Source organism: Streptomyces sp. NPDC002853, from assembly GCF_053591915.1.
Window position 1 is genome coordinate 407718 of record NZ_JBSFUS010000004.1, and the last position, 18049, is coordinate 425766.

Consider the following 18049-nt stretch of genomic DNA (forward strand, 5'->3'; position numbering starts at 1 on the left):
ATGCCCACGGTCCGCGCCCAGGAAATCAGCACCGCCCGCCTCGTCCTCGTACCTCTTGGGGTCGAGCACGCCGACGAGATGGCCGTGGCGCTGTCCGATCCGGCCCTGCACACCTTCATCGGCGGCTCCCCCGACGATCCGCGGTCCCTGCGCGCCCGCTACCGGCGGATGACCGCCGGGTCCCCCGACCCGGCGGTCTCCTGGTGCAACTGGGTCCTTCGGCTGCGCGACGAGGAGTGCCTGGTCGGGACCGTGCAGGCGACGGTGGTGCCCGCCGGCGCCGGTGGTGAGCTGCTCGCGGAGATCGCCTGGGTGGTGGGAACTCCCTGGCAGGGGCGGGGCATCGCCGTGGAAGCGGCCCGCGCCCTCGCCGACTGGCTGGCCGGGCACCCGGCCGTGCGCAGCATCGTCGCCCATGTCCACCCGGACCACCGGGCATCGGCCGCCGTCGCCACCGCCGCGGGCCTCACCCCCACGGACGAGTGGCAGGACGGCGAGGTCAAGTGGCTGCGGACCCTGGACCGTTGAGCGAGGCCACCGTCCGCACCTGACCAGGTTCCTTCCGAGGGAGAGGCTCAGAACGGGCGGTCGCCCGCTATCGCGACGCGTTCGGCCACGCGGCGGTGCGGGGCGTAGTCGTCGACCGCGTAGTGCTGGGTGGCGCGGTTGTCCCAGAAGGCGACGTCACCGGCCTGCCAGTGGAACCGCACCTGGTACTCCGGGACCTGCGCCTGCCGCACGAGGTAGCTCAGCAGCCGGTCGCTCTCGGCTCGCTCCATGCCCACGATGTGCGTGGTGAAGGAGGTGTTCACGAAGAGCATCTTCCGGCCGGTCTCCGGGTGCCTGCGCACCACCGGGTGGGTGACCGGCGGGAACTGCTCCTGGAGCGGGATCAGCTTCTCGGGGCCGTAGAAACGGACGAAGCCGGGGATGAAGTCGTGCACCGCCCGGGCGTCCTCGATGCGAACCTTCACCTCGTCGGGGAGGTTGTCGTACGCGGCGGCCATGTCCGCCCACATCGTGTCGCCGCCCACCGGAGGCACCTCGCGCAGTTGCAGGACCGCGCCGAGCGCGGGGCGTTCGCGGAAGGTGACGTCGGCGTGCCAGACGTTCTCGTACGTGGGCGTCGCGCTGCCGCCCTTGTCGAACCGCACGACGTCATCGGCCGAGCCGCGCGCGAGCAGCGGGTTGGTCTCCAACTCGCCCCAGTTCAGGGCGAAGGCGCGCTGCTGCTCGGAGGTGATCCCGGCGCCGCGGAAGAAGAGCACCTTCCACTCGATGAGGGCGCGGTTGAGCTCCTCGCGCAGCGCGGGCGTGAGCGGCTGAGCGAGGTCGACGCCGCGGATCTCGGCGCCGATGAGACGGCCCTGGGGGACCACGTCGATCAGTTCGTACGGGCGCTCTTCCCAGCCCTCGGGGACGCGGCGCAGGGTGCGACGGCCTTCGTACATGCCGTCGGCGGGTACGCGGGCGTCACGGAGCGCGGCAGAGCCGGTGGAGGCGGGAGAGGCAGGTGAGACGGCAGGGGAAACCACGGCCATGGTGATCCTTCAGTTGTGAGCGAACGGGTGGCGTCACGGAGTGGAGAGTCCGGACGGCTGGAGACGAGTCCCCGGGCAGCTAGCGACCCGATCGCTCGCACCCACAGCGCCACGGGACCTGGAAGGTCCTCACGGCGGCGGTCAGGTGCTGGATCATGCACACCATTGTGTATGGCTATGCCTTGCGGAGCAAACCCCCGTACTCGTAGATCCCCTTGTTCTGCTCGGTGGCGCCCAGATAGGGGGCCAGGTCCTCGTGGACCGGTGCCAGCGGGGGCTGGTCGGCGTCGGGGCGCCAGTCGACCAGGTTCACCAGGCCGGGCTCGACCGGGTCGAGGCCGTCCAGGAGGGTGTCGACCTCGGCCGGGGTGCGGGTCTGCCAGGGGACGCCGCCGCCGGAGATGTGCGCGCTCATCGCGGCGCCGCGGGCGGGGTCGTCGGCGACGACCTGCGAGAGGCCGAGGTAACTGCCGGGCGCCGCCTTGTCGATGATCGTGCGCAGCACGCGGCGTGGGTCGTCGGCGTCGGTGAGGTGGTGCACCACCGAAAGGAAGAGCACCGCGACCGGCTCGTCGAAGTCGATGAGCCGGACGACGTCGGGGTGGCCGAGGATCGCGTCCTGCTCACGCATGTCGCCGTGGACGACGGCGGTGGTGGAGTCGTCGGCGAGCAGCGCCCTGCCATGCGCGAGGACGATCGGGTCGACGTCCACGTAGACGACGCGGGTGTCGGGTGCGAAGCGCCGGGCGACCTGGTGGACGTTGTCGTCGGTCGGCAGGCCGCAGCCCATGTCGATGAACTGGCGGATGCCCGCCTTGGTGAGGTGGCGCACGGCGCGGAAGAGGAACTCGCGGTTCTGGCGGGCGATGTCGACGCACTCGGGGAAGGCGGGCAGCGTCCGCAGCAGGAACTCGCGGTCGACCGCGTAGTTGTCCTTGCCGCCGAGCATCCAGCCGTAGGCGCGCGCCGATGTCGGCACGTCGAAGGGGATGGACATCAACTCGGCCTGGTCGTCTGCCGCCACAGCGCGTTCGCCACCTCTCCCGAAGGACATGTGTTCCTGCTCCGTCACGGCGACACTATCCCGTGACTCACGACCGGGTGAACCTGGGGCAGAACGCCAACAGGCGTACCTCCAGAGGGGGTTGGGAAAACGGGGCAGGACGGGCGGCATGACATCGGACACCCGACCGCCCGCGGGGCGGCCGGATGGCGCATGATCGGACGTGCGCGAGTCACCCACCACCGGATACGTACCACCCGATACGTACCACCAGAGAGGACCTCCCCATGGAAGACCGCTTCGACGTCGTCGTGCTCGGAGCAGGACCCGGCGGCTATGTGGCCGCCATCCGCGCCGCCCAGCTGGGCAAGCGGGTAGCGGTCGTCGAGGAGAAGTACTGGGGAGGTGTCTGCCTCAACGTCGGCTGTATCCCGACCAAGGCGCTGCTGCGCAACGCCGAGCTGGCCCATCTGTTCACGCACGAGCAGAAGACGTACGGCATCAAGGTCGACGGGAACGTGTCCTTCGACTACGGCGAGGCCTTCAACCGCAGCCGCACGGTCGCGGACGGCCGCGTCAAGGGCGTCCACTTCCTGATGAAGAAGAACAAGATCACCGAGTTCGACGGCCGGGGCACCTTCCTCGACGCGAACACGCTCCAGGTCGCCAAGTCGGACGGCTCCACGGACACGATCACGTTCGAGAACTGCATCATCGCCACGGGCGCGACACCGAAGCTGCTGCCCGGCACAAAGCGCTCCGAGCGCGTCGTGACGTACGAGGAGCAGATCCTCGCCGACTCCGTGCCGGAGTCCATCGTGATCGCGGGCGCGGGCGCCATCGGCATCGAGTTCGCCTATGTCCTGCACAACTACGGCGTGAAGGTCACGATCGTCGAGTTCCTGGACCGCGTCGCGCCCCTGGAGGACGCGGACGTCTCCACGGAGCTGGCCAAGCAGTACCGCAAGCTCGGCATCGACGTGAAGACCTCCACCCGCGTCGAGTCGATCGACGAGTCCGGCGCCAAGGTCAAGGTCACCGTGACGGGCAAGGACGGCAAGCAGGAGGTCCTGGAGGCCGACAAGGTCCTGCAGGCCATCGGCTTCGCGCCGAACGTCGAGGGCTTCGGCCTGGAGGCGACGGGCGTGGCGCTGACCGAGCGCGGGGCCATCGACATCGACGGGCGCGGGCGGACGAACGTGCCGCACATCTACGCCATCGGTGATGTCACCGCCAAGCTGATGCTCGCGCACACCGCCGAGGCCATGGGTGTCGTGGCCGCCGAGACCCTCGCGGGCGCCGAGACGATGGAACTCGACTACCCGATGATCCCGCGCGCCACCTACTCCCAGCCGCAGATCGCCAGCTTCGGCTGGACCGAGGCGCAGGCCAAGGAGAAGGGCTTCGACGTCAAGGTCGCCAAGTTCCCGTTCATGGCGAACGGCAAGGCGCACGGCCTCGGCGACACCGTCGGCTTCGTCAAGATCATCAGCGACGCGCGGTACGGCGAGATCATCGGCGCCCACCTGATCGGTCCTGACGTCACCGAGCTCCTTCCCGAGCTGACCCTGGCCCAGCAGTGGGATCTGACCGTGCACGAGGTCTCCCGCAACGTGCACGCGCACCCCACGCTCGGCGAGGCGGTCAAGGAAGCGGTGCACGGCCTGGCCGGACACATGATCAACTTCTAGCGGCCCCGCGTCCCCCGGGGCGCGCCCCGCCCTTGCGCCGAACGGCTCAAGTGGCGGGGCCGCCCGGTCCGGAAGATCCTTGGTCAGAACGCGCCGTTACGCCTCGGGGGCGAGGGAGAGGCAGCAGCCGATGTTCTCTGGCCTGGGCCGATTCGTGGTCCGTCGTCCGTGGTGGATCATCCTGGCGTGGGTCGTGGCGGCCGGCGCCGTGATCTCCCTGGCGCCCAAGCTCACCTCCAGCAGCGACGAGGCGAGCTTCCTGCCGGACCACTACGAGTCCATCCGCGCGGCGGACGTGCAGGAAGCGGAGTTCCCCAAACAGCAGAACGTCGGCGCGATCATCGTCTTCCAGCGCTCCGACGGCGGGAAGCTGACGGCTGCCGACTCCGCCGACATCACCCGCGTCTCCGGGGATCTGCAGGCCAAGAAGATCCCCGAGGTGCAGGCCGTGGTGCCCGGCGCGGTCTCCCCCAACAAACTGGTGCAGACGGCGGTCGTCGCGATGCCGAAGCTCACCGACCCCGAGGACACCGCGCAGCAGGACGCGGTCGAGAAACTGCGCTCCGACCTCAAGCCCGAGCTGAAGGGCACGGACCTCTCGGCCGGGATCACCGGCTCCGCCGCGCAGGCCCTCGACGAGAGCGACGCATCGGAACGGGCCGGGCTGCTGGTCGGCGTGGGCACGATCGTGATCATCATCGTGCTGCTCCTGGTGATCTTCCGGAGCCCGATCATCGCGCTGCTCCCCGTGGTCCTGATCGGCCTCATCTCGCCGATGGCGACCGGCCTCATCGCCTCGGCGAACAAGGCCTTCGACATGAAGGCCGACTCCTCGATCCAGGAACTCCTGACCGTCGTCCTGTTCGGCGTCGGCACGGACTACATCCTCTTCCTGCTCTTCCGCTACCGAGAGGCGCTGCGGGCGGGCGAGGACCCCAAGGGCGCCATGGTGCACGCCGTCGAGCGGGTCGGCGAGGCGATCACCTCGGCGGCGGGCGCCGTCATCGTCGCCTTTGCCGCCCTCACGCTCTCCTCGCTGGGCATGCTGCGCTCCATGGGCCCCGCCCTGGCCATCGCGGTCTTCGTGACGCTGCTCGCCGGGCTCACCCTGGTCCCCGCCGTCGTCTCCCTGCTCGGCACGAAGGTGTTCTGGCCCTCGAAGTCGTGGCAGCGGGAGCCGCAGGGCACCGGGTTCGCGCGGCTCGGCGCCTCCATCGCCCGCAAGCCCGCGATCTGGGCGCTGGTGTCGGCGCTGTTCATGGGCGCTCTCACGCTCGGCGCCCTCGGCTACCGGGCCAACTTCGACCTCGCGGGCTCTTCGCTGCCCAAGGACAAGGAGTCGATGGTCGCCCTGAAGGACCTCCAGAAGGGCTTCCCCGCGGGCACCACCGACCCTACCTTCGTCTACCTCACCTCCACGGACGACGGCTCGCTCCCCGCGGCGCGGACGGCCGCCTTCAGAGGGCAGCTGGACAAGGTCGACGGCGTGGGCGAGGTCTCCCCGCCCCGGCTGAGCAAGGACGGCGGCACGGCGTCGTTCTCCGTGGTGCTCTCCGATCCGCCCGCATCCGACAACGCCCTGGAGACCGTCAAGGACCGCCTGCGCCCGGTCGCCCACGAGGACGCCCCGGCCGGCACCGAAGCACTCGTCGGCGGGACGACCGCGGTGTACGTCGACATCAACAAGGCCGTGGACCGGGACTACTCGGTGGTCTTCCCGGTGGCCGCCCTCGCCATCATGGTCATCCTCGGCCTGCTCCTGCGGAGCCTGGTGGCGCCGTGGTACCTGATGCTGTCGGTCGCGCTCGGTTTCGGCGCGACCCTGGGCGCGACCTCGCTGCTCTTCCAACAGATCGGCAGCCAGCCCGGGTTGATGTTCATGCTGCCCGTCATCATGTACTTGTTCGTGGTCGCCCTCGGCACGGACTACAACATCCTCATGGTGTCGCGACTGCGCGAGGAGGCCCGCGAGGGCCGCACCCCGCACGACGCGGCGGGCACGGCGGTGCGCCACTCGGGCCCGACGATCGGCTCGGCGGGCGTGATCCTGGCGGGCACGTTCGCGACGCTGATGCTCGCGGGCAACTCGACGCTCTCCCAGATGGGCTTCTCCCTCTCCTTCGGCATCCTCATCGCCGCCTTCGTCATGGCGATGATCTTCACGCCCGCGCTGACGGCGCTGATCGGTCACAAGGCGTGGTGGCCGGGCCACGGGGACGAGAAGCGCGACGGCGGCGGCCCCCGGGACAGCGCGGGCGAGAGGCCGGGCCGCCCCGACGAGCCGCCCTACACCTGATCGCCGTACGCCGCCGAGAGCGCCTGGGCGTCCGCGTACGAGGGCAGGTCCTGTGGCACGGCGCCGCCCCGGGCGATCGCGCGCGCCGCCTCCACGGCTCCGTGCAGCGCGGCGCGGAAGAGCAGCGAGCCGCTGCTCACCCGGCGCACGCCGAGCTCCGCGAGGCGCGCGTAGGTCAGGCGACCGGGCGCGAAGAGGATGTTCAGCGGCAGGCCGGGCGCCCCTTCGACCAGCCCCGTGATGACCTTCTCGTCCTGCAGTCCGGGGACGAACAGCCCATCGGCTCCCGCCAGTTGGTAGTCGGCGGCCCGGCGCTCGGTCTCGCCCGCTCCCCCGGCGCGCAGCCAGTAGGTGTCCGTGCGCGCGTTGACGAACAGGTCGGGGGCCGCCTCCTTGACCGCGCGGATCAGCTCGCACTGCAGCACCGTGTCGGTCAGTGTCCCGTCCGGGCGCCCGTCCTCGATGTTCACGCCCACGACACCCGCACCCGCGAGTTCCGCCGCGAGCGCCCCGACCTCCCCCGGCCGGTCGCTGAAGCCGCCCTCGATGTCCACGGTGACCAGGGCGGGCAGCCTTGCCAGGCCGCGGGCAAGGCTCAGGGTCTCCTCCCGTGTGCCGCCGGTGGCGTCCGCCTTGCCGACGGCGGCCGCCACTCCCAGGCTCGTGGTGCCGATCGCCGGGAAACCGCCGTGGGCGAGCGCCGCGGCGGAGGCGTGGTCCCAGGCGTTGGGCAGCAACAGGGGTTCGCCGGTGCGGTGCAGGGCGCGGAACTGCTCGGCTCGCTGTGCGTTCGTCATGCCCGGACCGTAGCCGCGCGTCGGTTCGGCGACCACCGAAATGTGCTGGTGGACGGAGGCCGGGCGGGCCTTTTCGACACCTCACGAAAAGTTCTTCCCGCCTAATGTCGAGAACGAGTGGCCGGCCCCGACGTCCCCTGTGAGAGTTGCCCGCAAGGGGTGACCACCGCACAGTCGAGGAGAGACGTCATGAAGTACCTGGTGATGGTGCAGGGCACGCAGGCGGACTACGAGGCGCAGAGCGGCAAGGGCAACGCGTCGAGCCCGGCCTGGAGCGAGAAGGACCTGCAGGCGATGTTCGCCTTCATGGGCGCGCTCAACAACGACCTGGCCGAGTCCGGCGAGATCGTGGACGGCCAGGGCCTGGCCGAGCCCGCGCGGACCCGCCTGGTCGACGTGGACAAGGAGGGCCGCCCGGTCATCACGGACGGTCCCTACGGCGAGACGAAGGAAGTCCTCGCCGGTTACTGGGTCCTGGAGTGCGAGAGCCTGGACCGCGTCACCGAGATCGCCGCCCGCATCCAGCAGTGCCCGATCCCCGAGGGCGCACCGAACTACCCCGTGGTGATCCGCCCCATCATGGGCGGCCCGGACGACGCGTCCTGAACGGCACAACCGCTGTCGAGGACCTGCTGCGCCTGCACGCGCCGCAGGTCCTCGGCGCGCTCGTGCGCCGGTACGGCCACTTCGGCGAGGCCGAGGACGCCGTGCAGGAGGCGCTGCTCGCCGCGGCGCGGCAGTGGCCCGAGCAGGGCGTTCCCGAGAATCCCCGCGGCTGGCTGATCAGGGTCGCGTCGCGGCGGCTCATGGACCAGCTGCGCAGTGACGAGGCCCGGCGCAGGCGCGAGGAGGAGGCCGCCCAGCTGTCGCCCCGGGACGCCTTCACCGCGCCCCCGCCGGGCGAGAGCCGCGCGCCGTCCGATGACGACACCCTGACCCTGCTGTTCCTGTGCTGTCACCCGGCGCTGAGCCCGGCCGCGCAGGTCGCCCTCACGCTGCGCGCGGTCGGCGGACTGACCACCGCCGAGATCGCCCGCGCGCATCTCGTGCCCGAGGCGACGATGGCGCAGCGCATCAGCAGGGCGAAGGCGAAGGTCAAGGGCGTGCCGTTCCGGCAGCCCGGCCCGGCGGACCGTGATCAGCGGCTCGCGGTGGTGCTCCAGGTGCTCTACCTGATCTTCAACGAGGGGTACACGGCGACTTCCGGCAGCGCCCTGCACCGCTCGGATCTGGCGCGGGAGGCGATCCGGCTCACCCGGTCCGTGTGCACGCTGCTGCCCGACGAGGGCGCGGTCACCGGGCTGCTCGCGCTGATGCTGCTCACCGAGGCCCGCAGCGCGGCCCGTACCGGCCCGCACGGAGAGCTCATCCCGCTCGACGAACAGGACCGCTCACGCTGGGACCGGCGCGCGATCGACGAGGGCTGCGGCCTGGTCGAGAAGGCCCTGTCCCAAGGCCCCGCGGGCGCCTACCAGTTGCAGGCGGCGATCGCCGCGCTGCACGACGAGGCCACGCGCGCCGACGACACCGACTGGCCGCAGATCCTCGCCCTCTACGACGTCCTCGTACGCCGCGCTCCCGAACCCATGGCCGAACTCAGCCGGGCCGTGGCCTTCGCCATGGTGCACGGGCCGCGCGCAGGGCTCGCCGAAGTGGCGGCGATCGAGGACCGGTTGGCGGGTCATCACCGGCTCGATGCCGTGCGCGCCCATCTCCTGGAGCGGGCGGGCGAGACGGAAGCGGCCCGCGCCGCCTACCAGTTGGCGGCCACGCGTACGCTGAGCATCCCTGAGACGCGCTACCTGCAGATGCGTGCGGCCCGTCTGCTGTCGACCTGAGTACGGAGCACGAGATGATCAGCGTCCAGGCGGGGCAGGTGACGCTGTCGGACCGGCGGACACAACGCAGCTGGGCGGTGGAGGTCGCGGCCCACGAGCTCGCACCGTTTCCCGTCACCCAGGAGCAGTACGCACAGGTGACCGGCGAGCGGCCGAGCACCGCACGCGGCGACCGGCTGCCCGTGGAGGGCGTCTCCTGGCTGGACGCGGTCCGCTTCTGCAACGCGCTGTCCCTCCGGGAGGGGCTGACCCCCGCCTACCGGCTCGGCGCCGACGGCGAAGATCCGCAGTGGGACACGGCCGCCGGCGGTTACCGGCTGCCCACCGAGGCCGAGTGGGAACACGCGTGCCGGGCGGGCACGGCCGGTGCGCGGTACGGGCCGCTCGACGAGATCGCCTGGTACGGCGGCAACGGCTCGGGGCGGAGTCACGACGTGGGTGGCAAGCAGCCCAACGCGTGGGGCCTGCACGACATGCTCGGCAACGTGTGGGAGTGGTGCTGGGACCTCTACGACCCCGAGGTGTACGGCGCCTATCGGGTACTCCGTGGCGGTGGGTGGTTCGACGAGCACTGGAGCTGCCGGGCCTCGGTGCGGCGCCGCAGCCACCCGACGTTCCGCATCGACGACGTGGGTTTCCGCGTCGCGCGTTCCCTCCCCGGCACGTAACGCAGCTCACAGTGACAGGCCCCCTACCTGGGAACACCGACCGTTGGTTCACCGTTGAACAGTGCGTAGGTCCCGATCGCGATTCCCCCGTCCGGTCGGGGCCTACATCTATTTCCGACCGTTCATGTCCACTCGGGGCCGTTTCACGCCTTCGAGGGCGAATATGCCAACCGCACCGCGCGGCGCACCCCCCGAGCGGCATCATGCGTTCATGGACGGTGCCAAGCCTGTGCAGGTCTTGTTCACGCCCGACGAGTACGAGGCGGTCCTGCGGAACGCGGACCAGCTCGGCCTCCCGGTCGATGAGTTCATACGCCGGGCCGTGACCGTCGACGCCACGGAATCGCCCTGCCCCACCACCGGGACCCGGCGCGGTTCCGACGCTCCGGCGACCGTGCCGCCCATCCGCCGCAGCCTGGGCCCGGGGGGCGCACCCGCTCTCCAGCGCTTCCTGGACACCCTTGCGACCACGGTGGAGCCCGATGCCGAGGACCGGGTTCCACCGCAGCCGACGGTCCGCAACTGCTCGGGGCAGTGAGCGGGCCCCAAGGGCCTTTCAGCTGGTCTTCTCTTCCGCGGTGGATGCGTCAGGGACGGCGCCGACGAGCAGCTTCGCCGCCTCGTCACGGGCGTGGTCGATCGCGTCCGGGAAGATGCGCAGGCCGTGCGCGACCAAGGCGCCCTCGTGCAGCAGCATCAGCGTCCGGCCGAGTTCCGCCGCCCGCCGGGGCGTGATGTCGCGGGCCAGACCGGTGAAGAGGGCGAGCATCCACGCCTTCTGGCCGGCGATGACCCGGTACGCGAGGTGCGCGGGATCGCTGATCTCGGCGTGCGCGTTGACCATGCTGCAGCCCTTGCCGCTGAACACGTCGGCCCAGTCGCGCGAAGCGTCGAAGACGGCCAGAATCCTGGCCCGCGGGGTGGCCGCGGACTCGACGTACGGCGCGAGGAATGCCTGCCAGCGCTCGTCACGGGCCGCCAGATACTCGACGACGATCTGCTCCTTGGAGCCGAAGCGGTCGTAGAGCGTCTTCTTGGTGACACCGGCCTCGGCGGCGATGAGGTCCACCCCGACGGCATGGATCCCGCGGTCGTAGAACAGCGCGCTCGCGGCATCCAGGGCGCGCCGCGCGGCCGGCGTCATGACGATCCTGCGCGGTGCGTCCTCGGCACCGCCGGCGCCCTTCACGATCTCACTCAGCAGCTCGGTCATGTCTCCATAGTAAACCGATCTGTATACTCGAGCAGGAGTAGACAGATCGGTTTACCTCACTCGGAGGAACGACATGAACGTCCTGCTCTCGATCGCGTTCGTACTGACCTGGAGCTCGGGCTTCATCGGGGCGAAGCTCGGCGCCGGGAGCGCGTCAGCCGTGACGATCCTGATGTGGCGCTTCCTGCCGCTTGCCCTCGTGCTCGCGGTCGTCGCCCTCACCGTGGCGCGGGCGTCCTGGCGCGGCTTCACCGCACGAGACGCGATACGGCAAGCCGCGGTCGGCGCGCTGTCCCAGAGCGGCTATCTGCTCACCGTGTACTACGCGATCCAGCTCGGCGTCTCCAGCGGCACCACCGCCCTGATCGACGGCACCCAGCCACTGGTGGCGGGCGCCCTGGCCGGGCCGCTGCTCGGCCAGTACGTCTCGCGCACCCAGTGGGTGGGCCTCGCCCTCGGCGTGACCGGGGTCGTCATCGTGACCGCGGCGGACGCCACGGGTGGCACCGACGCTCCCTTGTGGGCCTATGCGGTGCCCTTCCTCGGGATGTTCTCGCTGGTCGCAGCGACCTTCCTGGACCGCCGCTCCCCCCGCCCGGTCGCCCCGGCGGTCTCGATGACGGTCCACTGCGTGACCAGCGCCGTCATCTTCACGGCGCTGGCCGTGGGCGCGGGCGCCGCGACACCGCCGGCGGAGGGGTCGTTCTGGGTGGCGATCAGCTGGCTGGTGACGCTCTCCACCCTCGGCGGATACGGGCTCTACTGGCTGATCCTGCGGCGCTCCGGGGTCACCCAGGTCAACACGCTCATGTTCCTGATGGCACCGGTCACGGCCCTGTGGGGAGCCCTGATGTTCGGCGAACACTTCGGCGTACAGACGGCGTTGGGCCTCGCGGTCGGGCTCGCGGCGGTCGGCGTCGTGCACCGCGGGAAGAGCTCCGCGCCATCGGTGGTGTGCTCGTCACAGGACGCGCCCGTGACCGCGACGCCTCGTCAGTCCGCGAGCCGGAAGTCCGCGTAGTCGAAACCGGGCGCGACGACGCAGCTCACCAGGACCGGTTCGTCACCGGCGGGGCGCGCCGCCTGCCACACGCCTCCGGGCACCAGGACCTGCGGGCGCTCGCCGCGTTCGACGCCCGGCCCCAGGCGCATGGGCGCCGCACCCTCCTTCGGGAGTGCGCCGTCACCTCCCAGGCGCAGGTCGAGCGGGCCGCCGCGGTGCCACAGCCAGATCTCGTCCGAGCGCACCACGTGCCAGCGGGACTCCTCTCCCGGGCACAGCAGGAAGTAGATGGCGGTGGCCGCCGTACGGGCGCCGGGGTAACCGGCGGGCGTGAAGGAGTGGTCCGACGCCCAGGTCTCGACGAACCAGCCGCCTTCGGGGTGCGGCTCCATGCCCAGCTCGCTCGCCAGGGCGGGGCGTTCACTCGCGTCGTTCATGCGTGCTCTCCGTTTCGCGGGTCGGCGGGGTTCACAGTGCCCCTCGGGGGCGTGAGGAAAGCCTGCACGGTGGGCGCGTACCGCTCGGTGATTTCGGCGACGGGTGTGGCGCGCACGTGTGGCCCGCGGGCTATTCCGTACATCACGCCGAGGCCGAGCAGCGTGCCCACAGCAAGCTCGGCGCGGACACCCGCGTCCTGTCCTTCGAGGCGTTCGGTGAGCCGATCCACCACCTGCGTACGGAAGTTGTCGCGCAGGGTGTCCCCCTGCTCCCGGTGGAGCGGGGCGAAGACGATCCGCAGGATGGGGTCGGCGCCGTGCTCGGCCTGGCCGGTCAGCAGGTGGTGGACCATGTGGCGGCCCAGGACGGCCAGCGGCGCGTCAAGCAGCGCCTCGGCGTCGGCCTCGAAGGACATGATGCGGGCGAAGAGCGCGTCCTTGTTGCCGAAGTACTTCAGGACCAGGGGCGCGCTCACACCGGCCCGCTCGGCCACCGCCCTGAGCGTGATGTCGGCGTGCGCGTGCCGGGCCAGGAGGTACCGGGCGGCGCGGATGATGGCGGCCTTCGTCGCCTCGGCGTCGCGGCGGGCGCATATGCCTGTGCTATCTGCGGAAGATATCGGGGCGAACTTCATGATCACTCCAGCGTGGGCACGAAACTCCGGAGAGGTGAAGGTAGACGAAAGGAAGTGAATGGAAATTCACCATAGCGGGTGAATGGGCTTTCACCACCGCTGAGTTCGGAATCGAGATCAAGCCATCGGTGACTTGCGCACAAGAGCGAAGAGCAGCCAACTGCCGTGCGGCCACTGGGCGTCGCCGCAACCGACGGTATGGAGTCAGCCATAATGCCGACCATGAAGAGATGGCGAATTGGACTGGTCGGCACGGGCCCCTGGGCCTCGTCCACGCACGCTCCCGCGCTCGCCGCGCACCCGGACGTGGAGCTCTCCGGCGTGTGGGGGCGGCGGCCCGACGCGGCGGCCGCGCTGGCGGCGGCGCACGCGACCACGGCGTACACGGAGGTGGACGACCTGTTCGCCGCGAGCGACGCCGTGGCGTTCGCCGTACCGCCGGACGTGCAGGCACCGCTGGCCACGCGGGCCGCGGCGGCGGGCTGCCATCTGCTCCTGGACAAGCCGGTGGCGACGACGGTGGCCGCGGCGCGCGATCTCGCGGCGGCCGCCGAGGCGGCCCGGGTGGCGTCCGTCGTCTTCTTCACGCTGCGCTTCGCCGGGCCGACAGCGGCCTGGGTGACGGAGCAGGCGGCGACGGAGGGCTGGTTCACCGGCCGCGCCGACTGGTACGGCTCCTTCTACGCGGCGGACGGGACCAGCCCGTTCTCCTCGCCGTGGCGGGCGCGACGCGGTGGCCTGTGGGACGTCGGCCCGCACGCCCTGTCCGTCCTGATGCCGGTGCTCGGCGATGTCACCGACGTGACGGCCGCGGCGGGACAGGCGGACCTGGTCCATCTGGTCCTGCGGCACAGCGGCGGGGCGTCGAGCACGGCGACGCTGAGCCTGAGCACGCCGCCGAAGGCCGCGGGAGTGACGGTGGAGTTGCGCGGCGAGACAGGGACGGCGCTGATGCCGACGGGGGGCGGGGCACTCGACGCGTTCCGCTCCGCGGTCGACGCGCTCGTCGACGCGGCCCGATCCGGCCGGCCACACGCCTGTGACGTGCGGTTCGGTCTGCGCGTGACGGAGATCCTGACCCAGGCCGAGGAGCAGCTTCCCGCCGGGTGACCTCTCCCGGGTGCACCGCCCGGGGACGACCGCGGGCGGCCGGTACCGTGGCCGCTACGTAATGGCGAGTGACGGCACCGGCCGCAGCCAGTGGACCCGGGAACCGGTCCGGGAAGTCATGCGCCGTACGTCCCGAGTGCGACGTTTCCGACCACACACATCGGAATACGAACAACCGATCCATACTCTTCCCGCAGCGGCCCAATGGGCCTAGGGGGTACCCGACGCCGAGGAATTTCAGCCAATTTCAAGCTCCTCGGCCAAGGCACCCCACACTTGTGTCCGCGTGCCCACCGACGCCGGAACTAGCAGGTCGGTGGTCCCGCTCCATCCATGGTGCCGCATCGACTGATCGTTTTTCTTCGGGCAATCTTTACTACCAAAGCTGGTGAGAATATTTAGACTGCTGATGCTCAACTCGGCGTGCACCAAGAGGGATTACCCACCATGAACAAGACGGCGCTCCGCGCTCTGCTCCGCGAACGACGCGCCCTCATAGCCCCCGAATCGCACGGCTTCAGCCGCCCCACGGGCCAGGGGCGACGCGCCCGCGGCCTCTCCCAGCACCAGGTCGACCAGCTGCTGCACCGCGCCATCGGCACATACCACCGCCTGGAGTCGGGCAGTTACCCCAATCCCCCGGCCTCGCTGCTCCGGGATGTCGCCCTGCTGTTCGGGCTCAACGAGCAGGAATGGGTGTCGCTCTGCCGGTTCGCGCTGTTGCAGGAACCTCCGGGCCCGCTCCATCAGTCGTCGGGCAAGGAGATCCCGGGGGTCTGGCAGGAGGCCGTCGAGAGCATCCGGCACATGGCGTACGTCACCGACGCGTCGTGGGACATGCTCGCCTACAACGAACCCTTCGCCGAGCTGTTCCCGAACGGGAACGTGCCCGGCAACACGATGCGTTGGATGCTCCTCGATCCCGAGGGACGCCGGTCCCTGACGAACTGGCACACCGCGTGGGCCCCCATGGTCCTGCCCCAGCTGCGGGCCGCGCTCGCGGCACGGCCGGACGACGAAGTCCTGCGCCAGATAGAGAAGGAAGTCCTCGCGGACCCCGAAGCCGCTCCCCTCTACGGAGCCGGCGACTTCTTCTCGCACCCGGACGGCGACGAGCGCCCCCTGTACCACGCCCAACAAGGCCCCGGCTGGCTGACGATGTGCGCGGCGCAGCCCATGACGGCGCCAGGCGCCCGGCTGATCATCATGGTGTTCCACCCCGGCGAGAAGCGAAGTCACACGCGCGCTCCCATGCTGCGGGCTCGCTGACCGGACGACACGTTTCCAGGACTCCGGTTGTCGGAGGGGGACCAGTTCAGCGCGGTGAAGTACGTTGTGCCGCACCCCCCACATCCGACAAGCCAGTGGGAGCCACCTCGTGCCCGCCTACGTCTCAAGACCCCAGACCGTCTTCGGCGACCACAAGGTCACGACCGCTGAGATCGCGGACGACATCCGGGTGCACCATCCCGACCACCCCCGGCTTGGTGCGATCCTCCGCGTGGTGGGCAACTGCGGTGTTCACACCCGCTATTTCACGCGTCCCGTCGACTCCCCCGCCGTCGCGGGCGGGGCCGGCATCACCGCGCGGGCCGAGACCGCGTTCCGCGATGCCGTCGACATGGCCGAGCGCGCCGCCCACGCCGCCCTCGACACCGCCGGGCTCACGGCCGACGACATCGACGCGGTCGTCACCGCTCACGTCACCGGCTGGGCGGTGCCGAACCTCGACGTACACCTGGTGGCCCGCCTGGGGCTCCGTCCCACCGTGCGCCGCATCGCGCTGACGACCCTGGCCTGCGCCGGCGGCGCACAGGCCCTGCTCCGCGCCGCCGACCTGGTGTCCGCCCGCCCCGGCAGCAAAGTCCTCGTGGTCGCCGCCGAGGTCATATCCACGGTCTACAACCACGCGGACACCACGATCGAATCGATGATCTACAAGGCGCTGTTCGGGGACGCGGCAGCCGCGACCGTTGTCACCGGCGAACCATCGGCCTCGGGCATGGCCATCGACGACAGCCTTGAGTACGTCCTGCCGGACAGTCTCGACCGCTATCAGGGGCGCATCGCCACCGACGGGTTCCACTTCGACTCCACGAAGAAGGCCCTCACCGCCGCCGACGACGTGCTGCCCGCCGTCATGGACTGGCACGGCCCGCAGAAACCGGACTTCGCCGTCATCCACCCCGGCAGCCCCCGCATCATCTCCGACACCGCCGCCGCCCTGAGCCTGGCTGCGCACGACATCCGCCACTCGACCGACACTCTCGCCGACGAGGGCAATCTCGGCGGTGTCAGCATCCTGCGGATCCTCGAACGCACCCACGCCGCGCCCCCCGCCGACGGCGCCCGCGGCATCGTCGTCGCCTTCGGGCCCGGTTTCGCCACCGCCGCCCTCCGCTGCCACTGGCAGGCCTGACCGCGCGCGCTAATTCGGTTGCCGCGTCCCACCGCTACTGCTGAAGTGCCCGCATGGATCATCAAGCGGTACTGACGGCGTACGACCGGCAGATCCGGCGGGGTGCGCAGGCGGACAGCCCCGGTGCACGCGTCGAGCGGGACGGGAGCGTCGTCCGGCAGGTCGGCGCGGCGCACGACTGGAACGGCGTCCACTGGGCGGACGTCGACGAGACCACGGCGGATGCCGTCATCGCCGAGCAGGTCCGCCACTTCACCTCTCTCCGGCGCGAGTTCGAGTGGAAGCTGCACTCCCACGACCGCCCGGCCGACCTCGCCGACCGGCTGCGGGCGGCCGGCTTCGTCCCGGAGCCGCCGGAGACCGTGATGGTGGCCGAGGTCGCCGATCTGCCCACCGAGCCCGAACTGCCCGAGGGGGTGAGCCTGCTCCCGGTGACCGACTCGGCCGGCGTACGGCTCATGACGGACGCCCACAACGTGGCCTTCGGCGAGGACAGTGCGGAACTCGGTGAACGCCTCGCCAAGCGCGTCCTCACCCAGCTGACCGACGCCCCCGACACCATCGTCGCGGTGGTCGCGATGGCCGGCGACGTACCGGTGAGCTCGGCCCGGATGGAGTTCTGCCCCGGCACCGACTTCGCGGGCCTGTGGGGCGGCGGCACCGCACCGCAGTGGCGGGGCAAGGGCATCTACCGCGCCCTGGTCGCGTACCGCACCCGCGTCGCCGCCGCCCGCGGCTACCGCTACCTCCAGGTGGACGCCTCCGACGACAGCCGCCCGATCCTGCGGCGCCTTGGCTTCGCGCCGCTGAGCGTGACGACGCCGTACGTCTACGCGCCCTAGGAGGCCCGCAGCAGCTTCGCGATCGCCTCCGCCGTGTCCGTCTCGCCGAGCCTCGGGAAGATCTTCTCGATGCTGTTGCGGTGTGCCTCCGCGTCCATGTCGGTCACCGCGTCCACGGCGACCGTGACGTGGTAGCCGTGCTCGTGTGCCGCGCGGGCCGTCGACTCGACGCCGATGCTCGTCGCGATGCCGGCGACGACGACCTGGGTGACGCCCCTGCGGCGCAGCTGGAGGGCGAGGTCGGTGCCGTAGAAGGCGCCCCACTGCTGCTTGGTGACGACGATGTCGCTGTCCGTGCGGCCCAGTGCGGGGACCAGGTCGGCCCAGTCGGCGGGCACGTCGCCGCCGCGAGCGGGGCCTTCGGTGCGCCCGGGGGCGCCGCCGGTGACCCGGACGAGGACCACGGGCAGGCCGCGCTCGCGGAAGGCATCGGCGAGCCGCGCCGACCGTTCGACGATCTCCGCGGAGGGGTGCGCGGTGGGCAGGGCGGTGATGCCCTTCTGGAGGTCGACGAGGACGAGGGCTGTGGTGGGGTCGAGGGTGGTGGCAGTCATGG

General features: G+C 70.8%; 19 protein-coding genes. 12 read left to right on the forward strand and 7 right to left on the reverse strand.

What is annotated here, in order from left to right; genetic code table 11:
• On the forward strand, positions 1-528 hold the full coding sequence (locus ACWD02_RS13050) for a GNAT family N-acetyltransferase (RefSeq protein WP_451208504.1): 528 nt from the start codon (positions 1-3) through the stop codon (positions 526-528).
• A 47-nt stretch (positions 529-575) separates the two neighbouring features.
• Here ACWD02_RS13050 and ACWD02_RS13055 read toward each other — a convergent pair whose 3' ends face one another.
• Both ACWD02_RS13055 and ACWD02_RS13060 read right to left on the reverse strand, forming a co-directional pair.
• A complete protein-coding gene (locus ACWD02_RS13055) occupies positions 576-1451 on the reverse strand; it encodes a TauD/TfdA dioxygenase family protein (RefSeq protein ID WP_451209203.1) in 876 nt (291 codons plus the stop codon).
• 265 nt (positions 1452-1716) lie between these two features.
• Positions 1717-2613 (reverse strand): SAM-dependent methyltransferase, encoded by an 897-nt coding sequence (locus tag ACWD02_RS13060; protein WP_451208507.1) that lies wholly within the window; start codon positions 2611-2613, stop codon positions 1717-1719.
• 218 nt (positions 2614-2831) lie between these two features.
• Here ACWD02_RS13060 and lpdA point away from each other — a divergent pair, with 218 nt between their 5' ends.
• Both lpdA and ACWD02_RS13070 read left to right on the forward strand, forming a co-directional pair.
• Positions 2832-4235, forward strand: coding sequence for a dihydrolipoyl dehydrogenase (gene lpdA / locus ACWD02_RS13065; RefSeq protein ID WP_451208510.1), 1404 nt, complete (start codon positions 2832-2834; stop codon positions 4233-4235).
• Positions 4236-4365: 130 nt separating this feature from the next.
• The gene (locus ACWD02_RS13070; RefSeq protein WP_451208513.1) at positions 4366-6531 is read left to right on the forward strand and encodes an MMPL family transporter; all 2166 of its coding nucleotides are present in this window, start codon (positions 4366-4368) and stop codon (positions 6529-6531) included.
• Here the strand turns inward: ACWD02_RS13070 and ACWD02_RS13075 are convergent.
• Positions 6522-7328 carry an isocitrate lyase/PEP mutase family protein gene (locus tag ACWD02_RS13075; RefSeq protein WP_451208516.1) on the reverse strand — a complete coding sequence of 269 codons (807 nt, stop codon included), beginning with the start codon at positions 7326-7328 and terminating at the stop codon, positions 6522-6524. The two genes, ACWD02_RS13070 and ACWD02_RS13075, sit on opposite strands and share 10 nt — an antisense overlap.
• 189 nt (positions 7329-7517) lie before the next feature.
• On the opposite strand from ACWD02_RS13075, the gene ACWD02_RS13080 reads away from it, so the two are divergent.
• The 4 genes from ACWD02_RS13080 to ACWD02_RS13095 all read left to right on the forward strand — a co-directional run bounded on the left by ACWD02_RS13080 (position 7518) and on the right by ACWD02_RS13095 (position 10372).
• On the forward strand, positions 7518-7934 hold the full coding sequence (locus ACWD02_RS13080; RefSeq protein ID WP_451208518.1) for a YciI family protein: 417 nt from the start codon (positions 7518-7520) through the stop codon (positions 7932-7934).
• Entirely contained in the window at positions 7931-9166 is a 1236-nt protein-coding gene (locus ACWD02_RS13085) for an RNA polymerase sigma factor (RefSeq protein ID WP_451209205.1), read from the forward strand. Before ACWD02_RS13080 ends, ACWD02_RS13085 begins: the two co-directional genes overlap by 4 nt.
• Before the next feature lie 14 nt (positions 9167-9180).
• Positions 9181-9834, forward strand: a complete 654-nt coding sequence (locus ACWD02_RS13090; RefSeq protein WP_451208521.1) for a formylglycine-generating enzyme family protein — start codon at positions 9181-9183, stop codon at positions 9832-9834.
• Between the two features lie 211 nt (positions 9835-10045).
• Positions 10046-10372, forward strand: a complete 327-nt coding sequence (locus tag ACWD02_RS13095) for a hypothetical protein (protein ID WP_451208523.1) — start codon at positions 10046-10048, stop codon at positions 10370-10372.
• 18 nt (positions 10373-10390) lie between these two features.
• Here ACWD02_RS13095 and ACWD02_RS13100 read toward each other — a convergent pair whose 3' ends face one another.
• Positions 10391-10978 carry a TetR/AcrR family transcriptional regulator gene (locus ACWD02_RS13100; RefSeq protein ID WP_451209207.1) on the reverse strand — a complete coding sequence of 196 codons (588 nt, stop codon included), beginning with the start codon at positions 10976-10978 and terminating at the stop codon, positions 10391-10393.
• A 142-nt stretch (positions 10979-11120) separates the two neighbouring features.
• Between ACWD02_RS13100 and ACWD02_RS13105 the strand changes: the two genes are divergently transcribed.
• Positions 11121-12068 (forward strand): DMT family transporter, encoded by a 948-nt coding sequence (locus tag ACWD02_RS13105; protein WP_451208526.1) that lies wholly within the window; start codon positions 11121-11123, stop codon positions 12066-12068.
• Here ACWD02_RS13105 and ACWD02_RS13110 read toward each other — a convergent pair.
• Complete coding sequence (locus ACWD02_RS13110; protein ID WP_451208529.1) at positions 12041-12487, reverse strand: cupin domain-containing protein; 447 nt, start codon at positions 12485-12487, stop codon at positions 12041-12043. The two genes, ACWD02_RS13105 and ACWD02_RS13110, sit on opposite strands and share 28 nt — an antisense overlap.
• Positions 12484-13122, reverse strand: a complete 639-nt coding sequence (locus ACWD02_RS13115; protein ID WP_451208532.1) for a TetR/AcrR family transcriptional regulator — start codon at positions 13120-13122, stop codon at positions 12484-12486. Before ACWD02_RS13115 ends, ACWD02_RS13110 begins: the two co-directional genes overlap by 4 nt.
• Positions 13123-13344: 222 nt before the next feature.
• On the opposite strand from ACWD02_RS13115, the gene ACWD02_RS13120 reads away from it, so the two are divergent.
• From ACWD02_RS13120 to ACWD02_RS13135, 4 genes are all read left to right on the forward strand, one after another.
• On the forward strand, positions 13345-14232 hold the full coding sequence (locus ACWD02_RS13120) for a Gfo/Idh/MocA family protein (protein ID WP_451208535.1): 888 nt from the start codon (positions 13345-13347) through the stop codon (positions 14230-14232).
• A 447-nt stretch (positions 14233-14679) separates the two neighbouring features.
• Entirely contained in the window at positions 14680-15501 is an 822-nt protein-coding gene (locus ACWD02_RS13125) for an MmyB family transcriptional regulator (protein ID WP_451208537.1), read from the forward strand.
• Positions 15502-15610: 109 nt separating this feature from the next.
• The gene (locus tag ACWD02_RS13130; protein ID WP_451208540.1) at positions 15611-16651 is read left to right on the forward strand and encodes a PhlD; all 1041 of its coding nucleotides are present in this window, start codon (positions 15611-15613) and stop codon (positions 16649-16651) included.
• Positions 16652-16704: 53 nt separating this feature from the next.
• Entirely contained in the window at positions 16705-17493 is a 789-nt protein-coding gene (locus ACWD02_RS13135; protein WP_451208543.1) for a GNAT family N-acetyltransferase, read from the forward strand.
• Here the strand turns inward: ACWD02_RS13135 and ACWD02_RS13140 are convergent.
• Entirely contained in the window at positions 17490-18047 is a 558-nt protein-coding gene (locus ACWD02_RS13140; protein WP_451208546.1) for an isochorismatase family protein, read from the reverse strand. The genes ACWD02_RS13135 and ACWD02_RS13140 overlap by 4 nt on opposite strands.
• Between the last annotated feature and the right edge of the window lie 2 nt (positions 18048-18049).

What these genes read in the sequence shown, in the direction of transcription:
- ACWD02_RS13050 (WP_451208504.1), top strand. Translation starts at nt 1, where the DNA reads ATGCCCACGGTCCGCGCCCAGGAAATCAGCACCGCCCGCCTCGTCCTC.
- ACWD02_RS13055 (WP_451209203.1), bottom strand. Translation starts at nt 1,451, where the DNA reads ATGTACGAAGGCCGTCGCACCCTGCGCCGCGTCCCCGAGGGCTGGGAA.
- lpdA (WP_451208510.1), top strand. Translation starts at nt 2,832, where the DNA reads ATGGAAGACCGCTTCGACGTCGTCGTGCTCGGAGCAGGACCCGGCGGC.
- ACWD02_RS13070 (WP_451208513.1), top strand. Translation starts at nt 4,366, where the DNA reads ATGTTCTCTGGCCTGGGCCGATTCGTGGTCCGTCGTCCGTGGTGGATC.
- ACWD02_RS13075 (WP_451208516.1), bottom strand. Translation starts at nt 7,328, where the DNA reads ATGACGAACGCACAGCGAGCCGAGCAGTTCCGCGCCCTGCACCGCACC.
- ACWD02_RS13080 (WP_451208518.1), top strand. Translation starts at nt 7,518, where the DNA reads ATGAAGTACCTGGTGATGGTGCAGGGCACGCAGGCGGACTACGAGGCG.
- ACWD02_RS13090 (WP_451208521.1), top strand. Translation starts at nt 9,181, where the DNA reads ATGATCAGCGTCCAGGCGGGGCAGGTGACGCTGTCGGACCGGCGGACA.
- ACWD02_RS13095 (WP_451208523.1), top strand. Translation starts at nt 10,046, where the DNA reads ATGGACGGTGCCAAGCCTGTGCAGGTCTTGTTCACGCCCGACGAGTAC.
- ACWD02_RS13100 (WP_451209207.1), bottom strand. Translation starts at nt 10,978, where the DNA reads ATGACGCCGGCCGCGCGGCGCGCCCTGGATGCCGCGAGCGCGCTGTTC.
- ACWD02_RS13105 (WP_451208526.1), top strand. Translation starts at nt 11,121, where the DNA reads ATGAACGTCCTGCTCTCGATCGCGTTCGTACTGACCTGGAGCTCGGGC.
- ACWD02_RS13110 (WP_451208529.1), bottom strand. Translation starts at nt 12,487, where the DNA reads ATGAACGACGCGAGTGAACGCCCCGCCCTGGCGAGCGAGCTGGGCATG.
- ACWD02_RS13115 (WP_451208532.1), bottom strand. Translation starts at nt 13,122, where the DNA reads ATGAAGTTCGCCCCGATATCTTCCGCAGATAGCACAGGCATATGCGCC.
- ACWD02_RS13120 (WP_451208535.1), top strand. Translation starts at nt 13,345, where the DNA reads ATGAAGAGATGGCGAATTGGACTGGTCGGCACGGGCCCCTGGGCCTCG.
- ACWD02_RS13125 (WP_451208537.1), top strand. Translation starts at nt 14,680, where the DNA reads ATGAACAAGACGGCGCTCCGCGCTCTGCTCCGCGAACGACGCGCCCTC.
- ACWD02_RS13135 (WP_451208543.1), top strand. Translation starts at nt 16,705, where the DNA reads ATGGATCATCAAGCGGTACTGACGGCGTACGACCGGCAGATCCGGCGG.
- ACWD02_RS13140 (WP_451208546.1), bottom strand. Translation starts at nt 18,047, where the DNA reads ATGACTGCCACCACCCTCGACCCCACCACAGCCCTCGTCCTCGTCGAC.